The following is a 14,921-nucleotide window of genomic DNA, read 5'->3' as shown; positions in this document are numbered from 1 at the left end:
ATGCAGACTTCCGCAGAGGCGCTTGTCCACATCGACCACTTCACGATGACGTTCGGCAAGACCACGGTCATCGACGACCTGTCGTTCGACATCAACCGTGGCGAGACCTTCGGATTTCTCGGCAGCAACGGCTCGGGCAAGACCACGACCATCCGTGCCCTGCTCGGCATCTACCAGCCGACGGCGGGCGTGCTGCACATCGAGGGCAAGCCGTTCAGCCCCGAGAACAGCGGCAGTCTCGGCTACCTTCCCGAGGAGCGCGGGCTCTACAAGAAGGAGTCCGTCATCGACGTGATGGTCTACTTTGGCCGCCTCAAGGGGCTTACCCACCAGGGGGCCAAGGAGTGGTCGATGGACTACCTCGAGCGGGTGGCGCTCGCCGACAAGGCCGCGATCCGCCTCGACAAGCTTTCAGGTGGCCAGCAGCAAAAGGTGCAGCTCGGCGTGACGATCATGAACAAGCCGGAGCTTCTCATCCTCGACGAGCCGACCAAGGGCTTCGACCCGGTGAACCGCCGCCTGCTCATGGACATCATCGAAGACCAGAAGAAGGCCGGCGCGACCGTCATGATGGTGACCCACCAGATGGAGGAGGTCGAGCGGCTCTGCGACCGGGTCATCCTGCTCAAGGACGGTCGTGCGGAGGCGTACGGCACGATCGACGAGGTGCAGGACCAGTATGGCGGGGAGATCATCCGCCTGCGGTATTCGGGCGGCGTCATCCCGCCATCCACCCACTACGAGATCTCGCTGCAACAGACCAACTACGCCGAACTTGCCCTGACGGATGGCGCGGACGAGTCGGTCATCCTGCGCGAGCTCGTCGACGCGGGCGTGCAGGTGCGGGAGTTCACCACGAGCAAGCTGTCGCTCGACGATATCTTCGTGCGCGTCTACGGCGAAGAGAACGGGACGGGAGAGTGACCATGGCCCAGCACAACCTGCGCGTCGTCGTCGGCTTCGAAGTGCGCCGCACACTCACCACGAAGCGATTCTGGATCTCGACCCTCGTCGTTCCCGTCGTCATCGGCATCGTGTTCGCACTCGTCTTCCTCAGCAACTCGTCCACGTCGAGCAGCGTCGACTCGCAGAAGAACGCGAAGCTCGCCTTCTCCTACAGCGATGCCTCCGGCCAGATCAACGACGCGATCGCGAGCAAACTGGGCGGTACGAAGGTGACGGATGGCGACCAGGCGATCGCCGAGGTCAGGTCCGGCACGCTCGACGCCTACTTCGCTTACCCGGCGAACCCGGCCAAGCAGCCGGTGAAGACCTACGGCGTGGACGAGGGCATCTTCGCCAACGGCAAGTACTCCTCGATCGCGACGACCGTGCTGCAGCTCAGCGCGCAACAGGCGATCGGCTCCCCGGAGCTCTCGGCGCTCGCGCAGGGCCACGTGGATGTCACGTCCGTTACGTACAAGGACGGGGAGGTCGCCGGCGGCATCAACGCCCTGGTTCCCCCGCTGTTCTTCCTCGTGATCTTCTACGTGGTCATCCTGCTACTCGGCAACCAGATGCTCTCGAGCACGCTGGAGGAGAAGGAGAATCGCGTCACCGAGATGATTCTCACCACGGTGAATCCGACCACGCTCATCGTCGGCAAGATCGTGTCGCTGTTCATTGTGGCGGTGGTGCAGGTGCTGGTCTTCGCGTTGCCGGTGATCGTCGGCTACCTGTTCTTCAGGGAATCCCTCGCGCTTCCGGGCTTCGACATCTCGACGCTCATCTTCGACCCGCAGCGGATGATCGTGGGCGCGCTGATCCTGATCGGCGGCTTCATCCTGTTCACGGGCACGCTCGTCGCGATCGGCGCGGCGATGCCGAGCGTGAAGGACGCGGGAGCCTTCTTCGGCATGATGATGGCGCTCATCTTCATCCCGTTCTATATCGTCACGCTCATCGTGAGCGACCCGAACGCGTTCATCGTGCAGGTGTTCACCTACTTCCCGTTCTCGGCGCCGGTCACGGCGATGCTGCGCAACGGCTTCGGTTCGCTCGAGTGGTGGCAATCGACGATCATCATCGTCGAGCTGTTCGGGCTCGGCTACGTCGCGCTGAAGCTCGCCGTGCGCCTGTTCCGCTTCGGCTCGATCGAGTACACCCGCAAGGTCTCGCTCAAGACCGCGCTCGCACGCCAGAAGTAGACCTCAGCTCACATGCACCGTGGGCCGACGCTTGACCTGCGGCTCGGCCTCGCGAAGTACCTCGCGGGTGACGGGTCCGATCTCACCGGTTCCCGTGATGAGGAACTTGAACATATTCGAGATCGGATTACCCTGCGTCCACTCCAGATAGACCTCGGGTATCGTGCCGGCCTGGTCTCGGATCTCCAGAAGCACTGCTGCGATGGTGTTCGGGATGGCGCCGCTCACCACCTGCAGCACCCGGTATCCGTGTATCGTCATGCCGCGAACGAGGAGGTCCTCCTCGAAATCGGAGGAGTCGGAGGGATAGACCTCGAGAAAGATGATCGGCGTTCTCGACGGGATGTGGCTGTAGCGTCGTTCGTCACGAAGCTTGTCGCGGTACTCGGCCTTGTCGTCGGCTTTTGGCTCATGAGCGACGATCTGGATGGCGTCGTATGTTTCCGAATCCTCCATCACGAAGCGGAGTGCTTCCTCGTCCAGGGTCACCGAGGTGGCTCGCAACTGGAATGATCGACGCACTCGCGACACGATCGACACCGTGACGATGCCGACGATGAACAGAGCCGCGATCCTCACGCCGTCCGGGCGCTCGATCACGTTGGCGACGGTCGTGTAGACGAAGATCAGGGAGATCACGCCGAAGCCGATGGTGCGCCAGTGCTGCCGCTTGCGCCGGGCCGAGAGGGCGACGGCGATCGAGCCCGAGGTGATGAGCACGAGAACGCCCGTCGCGTATGCCCCGCCCTGCGCATCCACGTTCGCCTGGAAGATGAGGGTGATGGCGAAGGCGATCGCAATGAACACGAACACGAGTGGGCGCACGGCGCGGGCCCACTGTGGCGCCATGCCGTATCTGGGCAGATAGCGGGGTACAAGGTTCAGGAGCCCTGCGAGCGCCGATGCTCCGGCGAACCACAGGATGCAGATGGTGCTGAGGTCGTAGACGGTGCCGAATGCCGACCCCAGGTATTCGTGGGCGAGGTAGGCGAGCGCCCGGCCGTTGGCCGAGCCGCCCGGCTGGAACTCCCTCTGCGGAATGAGGAGTGTCGTGACGAGGCTCGAGGTGATGAGGAAGGCGCTCATGATCACGGCTGCCGTGGTGAGCAGGCGCTTGGTTCCGCGGATGCGCCCTGCCGGGTTCTCCTCGGTGTCGTGCGGCCCACCGTGCACCTGCGGCATCACCGCGACACCGGTCTCGAAGCCCGAGAGGCCCAGCGCGAGCTTGGGAAACACGAGCAGGGCGATGCCGACCATGACGAGCGGATCGCCGTGCTGCGTCGTGAGCGCGCCCCACCAGTCCGTGACCAGGGTCGGGTGCCCGGCGGCGTGCCCGATCGCCGTCGCCACCACGACGAGGTTGAGGACGAGGTACACGGTCACCAGAACGACCGCGACGCCGATCGCATCCTTGAAGCCCCGCAGGAAGACCGCGCCGAGCAGCGTGATCAGCACGAGGGTCACGAGCACTTGATTGCCGTGCAGCCAGGCCGGAGCGAATGGGTTCTCGATGGCGTGCGCCGAAGCATCCGCCGCCGAAAGGGTGATCGTGATCATGAAGTCGGTCGCGGCGAAGCCGAGCAGCACGAGCACGAACAACTTGCCCGCCCACCATGGCAGCAGTTTCTCGAGCATGTGGATGGAACCCGACCCTCGCGGGCTCTCCGCGGCGACTCGACGGTAGACGGGCAGCGCGCCGAGCAGGGTCAGTGCCACGAGCACGATCGTTGCGACCGGGGAGAGTAGACCTGCAGCGAGGGCGGCGATGGCCGGTTGGTAACCAAGCGTCGAGAAGTAGTCGACGCCGGTGAGGCACATGACCTGCCACCACGAGCGGGTTTTCTCCACCGATTGTGCGTGCGGCCCCACGTGTGATCCGTGCGGATCGACGAGACCCTTCAACATCCACCGGCGAAAGGAACCACCACGGGTTGTATCCACTTGCACACAGTACGGCAGATGCCGACAGATGACGCTGCTCCCGGTGTAGCAATTGTGGAATGGTGTCGTTTCCGGTGCCGAGCATAGGCTGGAGGCTGTGAACAGAGCCGGAATCCCCTTCATTATCATCGGCGGTCTGAGCGTCATTGCGGGAGGGGTGATCTCGGCGGTCGCGGCCGGGTCACCGAGCTACCTCGCCTCCTGGGCCGTGGCCTACATCGTGCTCGTCGCGGGTGTTGCGCAGCTCGTCCTGGGGATCGGACAGGCGCAGCTCGCGTCGAGGCGGCCACCGGCGTGGGCGATCGTCGCGGAGGTCGTGGCGCTCAATCTCGCGAACGTCGCCGTGTTGATCGGGTCGCTCGCGGACATCCGGGTGCTCAGCTACATCGGCGCTGCACTGCTCGTGATCGCACTGGTGCTGTTCGTCTGGGCCGTGCGGGGCCACCACTCCCGCAACCGCTGGCTGCTCTACGCGTTCCGCGTGATCGTCGTGGTGCTCGCGGTGACCGCGCCGATCGGCCTCGTGATCGCGCACTCCCGCATGGGTTGAGCAGTGCGGTTTCAGGCCTTCGCGCCGCGCGCCCGGTGTGCCCGCACCTTTGCGCGGTTGCCGCAGCGCTGCATGGAACACCAACGGCGGTTGTTGCTGCGCGACTCGTCGTAGAAGACCAGGCCGCAGTCATCCGCAGCACATTCGCGGACGCGCGCGGTCGACTCCGCCCCGAACAGTCCGATCGCCTCGCGTGCCATCGCGGAGAGCGCCTGGCTCGCCCGCGCCCTCGTGCGCCCGGCCTGCCTGCTGCCGCCGGGAAGTGCGGGCGGGATGTCCGGGGTCGCCGCAAACAGGTTGATCACGTCGACGTCGTCGCGGCCCGGTTGCTCGTCGCGGCTTCTCGCGGTGACGATGCGTGCGATGGCCGCGCGCAGGGCCGTCGCGTCGAGAAGATCGCGGTCGGTGACGGTGCCGTCGATGCCGGCGAATCGCTCGCTCAGCCAGGCGGCGAGATCCTCCGGGGTGTGGAGTCGCTCCCACGCGGGGTTGTGGCCCATCGCCCCGGTGTAAGCGAAGTCGAGCGCGAGCGACCCTGAGTCGAACCACCAGCGGTGGCCGCCCGCGGAGTCGAACCACTGGCCGGTCGCGGACTGGCGAGCCGCGTCATCCTGAGACTGTCGCACGTAACCAATATAGTGGGTTACATGGCGAACACGGCGGGCAACACGGGGCGCACCAAAGACGCGGGCTGGGAGGTGGGCGTTCGGCAGACCGTGCCCGCCGCGCTCTCGGCTGTGTGGGAATTCCTGCTCGGCGATGGCCTTCCGCTCTGGCTGGGCGAGACGACTCTCGTGCGCGAGAAGGGCGAAGCCTACGAGACCGCAGACGGTGTGGTCGGAACGGTGCGCAGCTACGCCGAGGGCTCGAAGATCAGGCTGGGCTGGCATCCGAGCGACTGGCCGCACGAGACGGTGCTGCAGCTCACGGTCAAGGAATCGGCGACTGGCACCACGATCGGCATCCACCATGAGAAGCTTGCCGACCGGGATGAGCGGCGCATGATGCTCGGCCACTGGAAGTCCGTGATCGCCGAGCTCGCCGACGCGGTCAATCGGCTTTAGCGATCACTGCCTCTGAGCTACGAGCTCTGTGTCGACCTGCTGTCGCGTTTGAGGAACCTGAGCGCGAATCTTCGCCGGGCGAGGCAAACTCGACGTGCTCTTGTTCTGAGCGGCGAGCAGCGGAGACAGATCGGCTGAACACCCGGTCAGTCGTTCAGCGGTACCGTGCGACCGACCGCGAGGCTGAGCGACCGTAGTGCGTCAGCGAGTTGTTGGTCGTGAAGAACCCGTTGACGTGAACCCACGCTCGCAAACGTAAACGCCTGATGTACAGGTCCGTTAGGACTTTGGAACTCGATCACTGCGACTTCAGGCGCGGGGGTACCTGCTGGCGTGAGTCGAGAGTTGGTTCCGATGTAGGGAGCGAGCTGGCGGGGACGGAAAGCAGAAGGCGAGGGGTACGACCACCTCGATAGAACTGGACCGTTCGCGCATCCACGACAAGGGTCCGGTTGTACGAGCGAAAAAGCCCGGATGCAGTTGTGGGTGCGTTGAACGCAACCTGAAGTTTCACCCGTCAGGCACTGACCCCGCATGACCAGACTGAACGTTGCAACTGCTGCAGCCAGAAGAACACCGCCGATCCTCGTTGTTGAGGTCGCGCACCGCCGCGAGGTCTACAACAAGCTCTGAACACAGAAGTGCGATACGAGATCACCGGCGCCGAATCGAGGCGGGTTCCGCTTGTCCTAGGGTTATAGGCATGTCCAAGGTCTTGAACAAGCTTCCCGTCGGCGAGCGAGTCGGCATCGCGTTCTCGGGAGGTCTCGACACCTCGTGCGCGGTCGCCTGGATGCGCGAAAAGGGTGCCATCCCCTGCAGCTACACGGCGGACATCGGCCAGTACGACGAACCGGACATCGAGGCCGTCCCCGACCGCGCGAAGGCGTACGGCGCCGAGATCGCCAGGATCGTGGATGCTCGCAGTGCCCTCGTTGAAGAAGGCCTCGTCGCCCTGCAGTGCGGCGCCTTCCACATCCGCTCCGGGGGCAAGACCTACTTCAACACCACCCCGCTCGGTCGCGCGGTCACCGGCACGCTGCTCGTGCGCGCCATGAAAGAGGACGGCGTCGACATCTGGGGCGACGGCTCCACCTACAAGGGCAACGACATCGAGCGGTTCTACCGCTACGGGCTCATGGCCAATCCGCGCCTGCGCATCTACAAGCCGTGGCTCGACTCGGATTTCGTGGGAGAGCTGGGCGGTCGCACCGAGATGAGTGAGTGGCTCGTCGCGCGCGGCTTCCCGTATCGCGATTCCGCCGAGAAGGCCTACAGCACCGACGCGAACATCTGGGGTGCGACGCACGAGGCGAAGCGACTGGAAGAGTTGAGCACGGGCCTCGACATCGTCGACCCGATCATGGGTGTCGCCGCTTGGCGCGACGACGTCGAGATCGCGCCGGAGGTCGTCTCCGTGCGCTTCGAGGCCGGTCGCCCCGTCGCGATCAACGGCGTCGAGTTCACGGATGCCGTTGCCCTCGTCCTCGAGGCCAACGCGGTCGGCGGCCGTCACGGCCTCGGCACCTCGGACCAGATCGAGAACCGCATCATCGAGGCCAAGAGCCGCGGCATCTACGAGGCGCCGGGCATGGCCCTGCTGCACATCGCCTACGAGCGCCTGCTCAACGCCATCCACAACGAAGACACCGTCGCGAGCTACCACACCGAGGGACGTCGCCTCGGCCGCCTCATGTACGAGGGCCGCTGGCTCGATCCGCAGTCGCTCATGCTGCGCGAGTCCCTGCAGCGCTGGGTCGGATCCGCGGTGACCGGCGAGGTCACGCTGCGGCTGCGTCGCGGCGACGACTACACGATCCTCGACACGACCGGCCCTGCACTCAGCTACCACCCCGACAAGCTCTCGATGGAGCGCGTGGGGGATGCCGCCTTCGGCCCCGGCGACCGCATCGGCCAGCTCACGATGCGCAATCTCGACATCGCGGACTCTCGCTCGCGTCTCGAGCAATACGCCTCCGCCGGACTCATCGGCGGAGCGACGGCCGAGCTCGTCGGCGCTCTCGAGTCCGGGTTCGCGGAGGAGATCCTCGATCACACCGAGTCAGCGGATGCCGCAGCGGTTGCGCTCGAGCGCGCGACCGATGTCGCCTCCGAGGGCGCGGCCTTCGACGCCGGCACCGACTGACCCCATCGCCGTGCGCTACCGCCGTCGGCAATCGCGCCGAAGGCGGGGGCGTGGTGGGCCTCTATGGGCGGAGCCTTTGGGGCGATTGCCGACGGCACACCTTTACCGCACCCGCCGCTGCTGCCAGCTGATCACGTACGCGGGGTCGAACCGCTTGGAACACCTGCCGCAGGCGAGCGCGCGGGTGGGTTTGCGGTAGCGGTAGTGCAGGTGTCCTGCGGGGCAGGTCCCCACCCAGGGCGCGAGCTCGTTGGCGATCGCGCCGTCGTGCAGCCGCTTTCCCTCGTAGCCGAGGTCTGCAGCGATGGCCTTCCACCGGGGTCCGTGGCCCGCGCGTGATCCGGCGATCGCGTGCGCGACCTCGTGCAGCAGCACCTGGTGGATCTCGTCATCCTCATACCGCCCGGCCAGGTAGCGAGACACGCTGATTCTCTTGTTCGTGTAGTTGCACAGCCCGGCGCGGGTCTTGGCGTTGTCGAAGCCGAATGACCACAGCGCGGGGTCGAGGTGCAATGCGATGAGCGCGTTCGCCCACACGCGCACCCGATTGAGGTCTGCCACGTCACGACACTAACTCGTGCCACCGCTACAGAACATGTCGACGCCTTTAAGCGCAAAGAGGTAGTTTAAAAGGATGATCGGGGACAAAGATGTCGAACAGCGTCACGCCGCGCTCGCCTCGCAGAGTCGTCGCGCGGTGTTGGACCTTCTGACGAGTTCGCACGAACTGCTGGATGCCGCCGCCATCGCGGACGGCATCGGCTTGCACGTCACGACCGTGCGCTTCCATCTCGAGCAGCTCGAGCGTGCCGGACTCGTGCGCCGCGAACTCTCGCACGACGGGCAGCGGGGTCGCCCCCGGGTGCTGTTCGGTGTCACCGCTGCGGCGCAGAGCGACGAGGGACACCGCCAGCTCGCCGAGGTGCTCGCGGATGCGCTGTCTTCCGACCCCGATGGCGGTAAACGACGCGCGACCGCCGCGGGCGAGCGCTGGGCGGATGCGAGCACACGGGACCTCGCCGTCGACCCGGCCAGCGGCGTCGTCGAGCCGCTCGTCACCGTACTCGACCGCCTGGGGTTCGGTCCGGAACTGAGCGGCGAGGGGGATGACCGGGTCATTAACCTGCTCGCGTGCCCCTTCCGGGACACCGCGGCCGCGCATCCCGAGGTCGTCTGCTCCGTGCACCGCGGCCTCATCCAGCGCACCTTGAGCACCTTCGGCAAGGAGGGGGACTCCGCCGGGCTGGTGCCGTTCGTCGAACCTGAGTTGTGCGTCATCCCGCTACACCTGGCTGATGGTGGCGCAAAAACCAAATAGCCCACTCCTAAATAAAAGGAGTATTGTGCTTTTAATGTGTGAGTGACCGCGTCGGGAGTCGAGCGGCACAGAAGAGAGAACAGCCGTGACCTACGTAATCGCAGAACCGTGCATCGATGTGATGGACCGGGCCTGCGTCGATGAATGCCCCGTCGACTGCATCTACGAGGGGGGCCGTTCGCTCTACATCAACCCGGACGAGTGCATCGATTGTGGCGCCTGCGAGCCGGTGTGCCCCGTACAGGCCATCTTCTACGAAGACGACGTCCCGGATGCCTGGTCACCATTCACCGCAGACAACAGCACCTTCTTCTCACAGGTGCTTCCCGGCGCGACCGAGCCGCTCGGCTCCCCCGGCGGTGCGGCCAAGATCGGCCCCACCGGCACGGACACGGATCTCGTCGCCAGTTACGCTCCGCTCGCCGAGCGTCAATAGCCTCCACCGAGGGCACGTCTCAATCGGCCCACTGCGTGCCCCCGGTGGTTAACCTTTTCGCCTAGCCTTCGACGAGCGGCCCCAGCCGCACCTCGAGCAGACGGTCGTCGCCCTGCCGTGGGGTGCCGCGTCCGTCGGTGTTGTTGGTGAGCATCCACAGCGTGCCGTTCGGCCCGGGAATCACGTCGCGCAGGCGCCCGTAGTCCCCCTCGAAGTACGACACGGAGTCGAACGGCGTCCCCGGGTAGATCACCCAGAGTCTCTGCCCGCGAAGCGATGCAAGGAAGAAGGTGTCGTCGACCTGGGCGAGACCGCTCGGGCTCGCATCCGAGGTCTTCCACTGGAGCACCGGGTCGATGAACCCGGACCTGTTCGCGATGCCCTCGACGGTCGGCCAGCCGTAGTTGCCTCCAGGCTCGATGCGGTTGAACTCGTCCCAGGCGTTCTGCCCGAACTCGGCGGCCCAGAGCTGGCCGCTCGAGTCCCACGCGAGGCCCTGCGGATTGCGGTGCCCCGTCGAGTAGACGAGCGAGCCGGGCGTCGGGTTGTCGTTCGGTACCGCACCGGTGGGCGTCATCCGCAGGATCTTGCCGTTGAGCGACGACGGGTTCTGCGCGTTCCCGGGCGAACTCGCGTCGCCGACCGTCGCGTAGAGCATGCCGTCAGGCCCGAACTTGATGCGCCCTCCGTCGTGATTGCTCGCTCTCGCGAGCCCGGTGAGGATGTTTTCCGGGGCACCGAGTGAGTAGTCGCCAGCGCCTCCCTGCAGCGGCATTCGCACGATGCGGTTGTCGGATGCCGTGGTCAGGTATGCGTAGAGCCAACTCGAGTCGGTCGCATCCCCGGCCGTGTCACCCGCGCCATCCATGCTCGCCGGAAGCCGCTCCGCCCCGAGCACCTCGATCCCGAGCAGTCCGCCCTCGCCGCGGTGGACAACATCGCGCACCGCGCCGACTTCGCGCACGGTTCCGTTCGCCTCGAACTCCTTGACCACGCCGGTGTTGCGCTCACTGATCAGCGCGGAGCCGCTCGCCAGCCGCACCACCGACCACGGCGAGGTGAGTCCGCTGGCGAGCACCGTCGGCGTTCCGACGGGCTGCACCGGTCCACTGGTCGAGCTCGAAGTGGGAAGCGGCGCCGACGAAGAGGCCAGTGGTGCAGGCGGCGTGGAGGTGCACCCGCCGAGAGTGATCGCGATGGCGAGCCCGAGCCCGCCCACTGTCGCGGCGAAGCCACGCGTTCTGGACATCTGTCGCCTCCCGGCCTCGGCATCCGTTGTTCCAGCTTCCCCTACGCGAAGGCTGTTGGCTACACGTCTCTTTCGACAGCTCGGGATTGTTGGTGATTTCCGCCCTAAAAACCAGTTTTAAGGGCGGAAATCACCAACAATCCGGAGCCTGCGACGTCGGTCCAGTCTTTGGTGCGATTCACGACGACCCCTCGCGGAACCGCCGGGTCAGGACCTACTCGCGCCGCGCCCCCACCTGGAACACGTTCTTCGACGGCGGCGGCGACGGGATGGCCGTGGCGTCGGTCACAACGGGCGCACCGGCGATGAGGTCTCGCAGCTCGGCCCCCGCAACCACCTTCGACGGATGAGGACCCCCGGCGAGCAGGCGCGGCATCCAGTCGAGCGGCAGTTCGCTCCTCGACCCCACGAGCACGATGTTGCCGAACCTGCGCCCCTTGAGAATCTGCGTCTCGGCGAGCGCGGCAACGTTGCCCGTCGCGTCGAGCATGGTTGCCGCCTGCCCCCGCGCGAAGACGAGGCCGGGGCCGTCTGCGATGTTCGCGACGATGACGCCGTCGGGCTTCAGCAGCGAGACGGCCTGGCGGTAGAACTCGATGCTCGTGACGTGAGCGGGCGTGCGGGCTCCGCTGAACACGTCGACGACGACGAGGTCGACCGTGCCGTGCAGGCCGCCGGGCAGTTTCCCGAGCACCTCGCGGGCGTCGCCGTGCCGTACCCTGATCGATGCCTGCTTCGACCACGGCAGCTCCGCGCGCACGAGGTCCACGAGATCGGTCTCGAGCTCGATGACCTGCTGACGGGAGCCCGGCCTGGTCGCCTCGATGTAGCGGGGGAGGGTGAGGGCGCCCGCGCCGAGGTGCACGGCGGTGAGCGGTTCCCCGGGCATCCCGAGCTGATCGATCACGTGCCCGATGCGCTGGATGTATTCGAAGAAGAGCTGGGTGGGGTCCTCGAGGTTCACGTGGGACTGTGGCGTTCCATCCACGACGAGGGTGAATGCTCCGTCGACCCAGCGATCCGGTTCGATCACAGCGCGGTAGCCGCTGTTCTTCAGGTGGGCCGAGGGGTATTCCTTCACCCCTCGATCATCCCATCCGCGTCCGACTCACAGTGCAGGCCCGACTCACACTGCAGGTGTGTGCGCTTCATCGTCCTGCGACTCGCCCGAGGCATCCGCGATGTACTCGCCCATCTTCTCCTTCGGTAGATGGAAGTGCACGGCCAGCCAGTAGATGCCGCCGGTGATGACGATGTTCACGAGGAAGGCCCAGCCGAACAGTGCGGGGTGCATGGATGGATCCATGAAGAAGCTGAACAGTGCCATGGCGATGAGGTACGGCAGAACCCAGATCGCGGCGACGCGGAAGTCCAGTGGGGGCCGCTCGCTCTTCGTGCCGAGCACCTGGAACAGCACGAGCACGACGTAGCCGATCAGGATGGTGATGAACAGCTTGTAGTTGGTGTCCCAGCCGCCCCAGAACACGATGAGGTTGGCGCAGTAGAACGCGAGCCACGGGATCACGTCTTTGCCCGGGAGTGTGAATGGCCTCTTCAGCTCGGGGAACTGCCGTCGCAGCACGGCGACGACGAGCGGGCCAGAGCCGAACGAGAGCACGGTCGCACTCGTGATGAACCCGACCAGTTGCTGCCAACTCGGGAACGGCAGGAGAAGGAACACCCCGACGACGAAGGTCACCAGCAGGCTCCAGTACGGAACACCGTGACGGTTGTTCGAGGCGAGCCAGCGGGGCGAATTGCCGTTGCGTCCCATCGCGTAGGAGACCCGCGCGGCAATTGTCGTGTAGATGAGCCCGGTATCCGTCGGTGAGATGATCGCGTCGAAATACAGGATGTACGCGAGCCAGCCGAGACCGGCGACCGTGGCGAGGGCGGCGAGTGGCCCGGCATCGTTCGTGAAGACGAGTCCGGCCCAGTTGCCGGACTTGTCCAGAATGTGCGTCGGCACGGCGAGGGTGAAGGCGATCTGCAGCAGCGCGTAGATGATCGCGGTGATGCCTACCGATCCGATGATGGCCAGCGGGATGTTGCGCTTCGGGTTCGAGGTCTCGCCCGCAAGTTCGATGCCCTGCCGGAAGCCGAGGAACGAGAAGCTGATGCCCGCAGTCGAGATGCAGGTGAAGATCGCCACCCAGCCGTTCGGCGCGAAGCCGTGGGAGGTGAAGTTCGCTGGCGTGCCCATCCTGGTCGTGGCGAAGGCCGTGACGAGGAACACCACGATAACGAGAACGATGACGAACAGCTTCCACCACACGAGCACGTTGTTGATCTGGGCGAACAGTCGAACGCCGAAGTAGTTGAGCACGACGAACAGGGCGAGCAGGATCACCGCGACGACGATGCCGAGCGGGGTGAGCACGTGCACGGTTACGCCGCTCGCCGTCGCGCGCGTGGTCAGCGGCGCGTACTTCGTCGCGTAGGTCAGCGCGCCCTCCACCTCGATCGCGGGCACCGCGGCGGTTGCGATCCAGGTGATGAAGCCGAGCGAGTAGCTGCCGAACGATCCCCAGACGAAGTGGGGAAAACGGATGACGCCGCCGGAGATGGGGAACATCGGGCCGAGCTCGGCGTAGCAGAGGCCGATCAGCATGATCATGATGCCGGCGATGATCCAGGAGAAGATCGCCACCGGCCCCGCGATGATCGAGGCGTTGTACGCACCGAACAGCCAGCCGGAGCCGATGATCGACCCGATGGCGGCGAACAGCAGGCCAACCGGGCCGACGTGCCTTCGGAGCTTCAGACCTTCTGTGGACACGGTGTTTTTGGTCGTCGTTGACATCGTCGTCTCCCGTCTCGGCCGGTCGGCTGGTGCGGCGTAGACAGTGTGGCGTCGAGTGAGTCAACCTCAGCGGGCAGGCTATTCCGGAGTCCTGAAAGTCAGGTGTGTGTTGCGGAGTCCCAAATGTGGTCGTCGGGGCGCGTCCGGGTATGGTCAGAGAATGAGCAATGACGCCCAGAGACCAGCGCCCATCAGGATCATCCCGGCCGGCATGCGGACCCAGCTCGACGCATCCTCGTTCCAGGGCCCGGCCACCTTCGGGATGCGCCCGCTGCTGACCGAGCCGGAGCAGCTCGACGCGTGGCAGCCGGATGTCGCGATCGTCGGAGCCCCGTGGGACGACAACACCACGAATCGGCCGGGTGCGCGCTTCGGCCCGCGCGCCATGCGGGCAAACGCCTACGATCCCGGCACCTACCATCTCGACCTCGGAATCGAGATGTTCGACCACCTCGAGGTGGTCGACTACGGCGACGCGATCATGAGCCACGGCATGTGGGAGGCCTCGAAGGACGCCATCCACCAGCGGGTGGGCGAGATCGCCAGCCGGGGCATCATCCCGATCATCCTGGGCGGGGACCACTCGATCACCTGGCCCGCCGCGACCGCCGTCGCAGAGCACCACGGCTTCGGCACGGTGGGCATGATCCACTTCGACGCCCACGCAGACACGGCAGACCAGATCGACGGCAACCTCGCCAGTCACGGCTCGCCCATGCGGCGCCTCATCGAGTCCGGTGCGATCCCCGGCCACAACTTCATCCAGGTCGGACTCCGCGGCTACTGGCCGGGCGAAGAAGACCAGAAGTGGATGCGCGCCCACGGCCTGCGGCACCATCCGATGCAGGAGATCTGGGAGCGCGGCGTCAAAGAGGTGATGAAGGATGTCGTGGCCGAGGCCCTCGACGGTACGGACGCGATCTACCTCTCCATCGATATCGACGTGCTGGACCCGGCGTTCGCGCCGGCGACGGGCACCCCCGCCCCCGGCGGCTTCGCGCCGATCGACCTGCTGCGGGTGGTGCGCCAGATCGTGCTCGACACGAACGTCGTGGCGATGGACGTGATGGAGGTGGCGCCGGCATACGACCACGCGGATGTCACCATCAACAACGCGCACGGCCTCATCTGGGAGGCCCTCGCCGCCCTCGCCTACAAGAATCGGGCCGCCAAAGCCTGAGTTCGTCGCCGCGGTCGCCCGAATGCGCAGCCTCAACGGTCAAGAGCCATACCAACACCATCTTCCGAAAGTCGGGGGTGCGGGATC

Annotated in this window: 14 protein-coding genes; 8 read left to right on the top strand and 6 right to left on the bottom strand. The window is 65.7% G+C overall.

What is annotated here, in order from left to right; translation table 11 throughout:
• Entirely contained in the window at window positions 1-924 is a 924-nt protein-coding gene (locus ABUA28_RS03640) for an ABC transporter ATP-binding protein (RefSeq protein ID WP_349902565.1), read from the top strand.
• A gap of 2 nt (window positions 925-926) precedes the next feature.
• Complete coding sequence (locus ABUA28_RS03635) at window positions 927-2,147, top strand: ABC transporter permease (RefSeq protein ID WP_349902564.1); 1,221 nt, start codon at window positions 927-929, stop codon at window positions 2,145-2,147.
• Between the two features lie 3 nt (window positions 2,148-2,150).
• Here the strand turns inward: ABUA28_RS03635 and ABUA28_RS03630 are convergent, their stop codons facing one another.
• Window positions 2,151-4,052: an APC family permease gene (locus ABUA28_RS03630; protein WP_349902698.1), complete on the bottom strand. Its 1,902-nt coding sequence runs from the start codon at window positions 4,050-4,052 to the stop codon at window positions 2,151-2,153.
• Between the two features lie 133 nt (window positions 4,053-4,185).
• Between ABUA28_RS03630 and ABUA28_RS03625 the strand changes: the two genes are divergently transcribed.
• On the top strand, window positions 4,186-4,638 hold the full coding sequence (locus ABUA28_RS03625) for a hypothetical protein (RefSeq protein WP_349902563.1): 453 nt from the start codon (window positions 4,186-4,188) through the stop codon (window positions 4,636-4,638).
• A gap of 11 nt (window positions 4,639-4,649) precedes the next feature.
• On the opposite strand, the gene ABUA28_RS03620 is transcribed toward ABUA28_RS03625, so the two are convergent.
• The gene (locus ABUA28_RS03620) at window positions 4,650-5,264 is read right to left on the bottom strand and encodes a CGNR zinc finger domain-containing protein (RefSeq protein WP_349902562.1); all 615 of its coding nucleotides are present in this window, start codon (window positions 5,262-5,264) and stop codon (window positions 4,650-4,652) included.
• 21 nt (window positions 5,265-5,285) lie between these two features.
• Here ABUA28_RS03620 and ABUA28_RS03615 point away from each other — a divergent pair, with 21 nt between their 5' ends.
• Both ABUA28_RS03615 and argG read left to right on the top strand, forming a co-directional pair.
• Complete coding sequence (locus ABUA28_RS03615; protein WP_349902561.1) at window positions 5,286-5,702, top strand: SRPBCC domain-containing protein; 417 nt, start codon at window positions 5,286-5,288, stop codon at window positions 5,700-5,702.
• 703 nt (window positions 5,703-6,405) lie between these two features.
• A complete protein-coding gene (gene argG, locus ABUA28_RS03610) occupies window positions 6,406-7,848 on the top strand; it encodes an argininosuccinate synthase (RefSeq protein WP_349902560.1) in 1,443 nt (480 codons plus the stop codon).
• Window positions 7,849-7,950: 102 nt separating this feature from the next.
• Here the strand turns inward: argG and ABUA28_RS03605 are convergent, their stop codons facing one another.
• Window positions 7,951-8,409 (bottom strand): SprT-like domain-containing protein, encoded by a 459-nt coding sequence (locus tag ABUA28_RS03605; protein WP_349902559.1) that lies wholly within the window; start codon window positions 8,407-8,409, stop codon window positions 7,951-7,953.
• A 73-nt stretch (window positions 8,410-8,482) separates the two neighbouring features.
• Between ABUA28_RS03605 and ABUA28_RS03600 the strand changes: the two genes are divergently transcribed.
• Both ABUA28_RS03600 and fdxA read left to right on the top strand, forming a co-directional pair.
• Complete coding sequence (locus tag ABUA28_RS03600; protein ID WP_349902558.1) at window positions 8,483-9,166, top strand: helix-turn-helix transcriptional regulator; 684 nt, start codon at window positions 8,483-8,485, stop codon at window positions 9,164-9,166.
• A gap of 85 nt (window positions 9,167-9,251) precedes the next feature.
• Window positions 9,252-9,602: a ferredoxin gene (fdxA, locus tag ABUA28_RS03595; protein ID WP_349902557.1), complete on the top strand. Its 351-nt coding sequence runs from the start codon at window positions 9,252-9,254 to the stop codon at window positions 9,600-9,602.
• Between the two features lie 61 nt (window positions 9,603-9,663).
• On the opposite strand, the gene ABUA28_RS03590 is transcribed toward fdxA, so the two are convergent.
• The 3 genes from ABUA28_RS03590 to ABUA28_RS03580 all read right to left on the bottom strand — a co-directional run bounded on the left by ABUA28_RS03590 (window position 9,664) and on the right by ABUA28_RS03580 (window position 13,654).
• Window positions 9,664-10,851, bottom strand: a complete 1,188-nt coding sequence (locus tag ABUA28_RS03590; protein ID WP_349902556.1) for a PQQ-dependent sugar dehydrogenase — start codon at window positions 10,849-10,851, stop codon at window positions 9,664-9,666.
• Between the two features lie 214 nt (window positions 10,852-11,065).
• Window positions 11,066-11,932: a spermidine synthase gene (locus ABUA28_RS03585; RefSeq protein ID WP_349902555.1), complete on the bottom strand. Its 867-nt coding sequence runs from the start codon at window positions 11,930-11,932 to the stop codon at window positions 11,066-11,068.
• 45 nt (window positions 11,933-11,977) lie between these two features.
• Window positions 11,978-13,654, bottom strand: coding sequence for an APC family permease (locus ABUA28_RS03580; RefSeq protein WP_349902554.1), 1,677 nt, complete (start codon window positions 13,652-13,654; stop codon window positions 11,978-11,980).
• 160 nt (window positions 13,655-13,814) lie between these two features.
• On the opposite strand from ABUA28_RS03580, the gene speB reads away from it, so the two are divergent.
• Window positions 13,815-14,834, top strand: a complete 1,020-nt coding sequence (gene speB, locus ABUA28_RS03575; RefSeq protein ID WP_349902553.1) for an agmatinase — start codon at window positions 13,815-13,817, stop codon at window positions 14,832-14,834.
• Window positions 14,835-14,921 lie beyond the last annotated feature (87 nt).

The sequence above is a fragment of the Parafrigoribacterium humi genome (assembly GCF_040227205.1).
GTDB lineage: Bacteria > Actinomycetota > Actinomycetes > Actinomycetales > Microbacteriaceae > Parafrigoribacterium_A > Parafrigoribacterium_A humi.
Note: the sequence above shows the minus strand (reverse complement) of the source record. Positions and strands in the feature narration are given on the sequence as shown.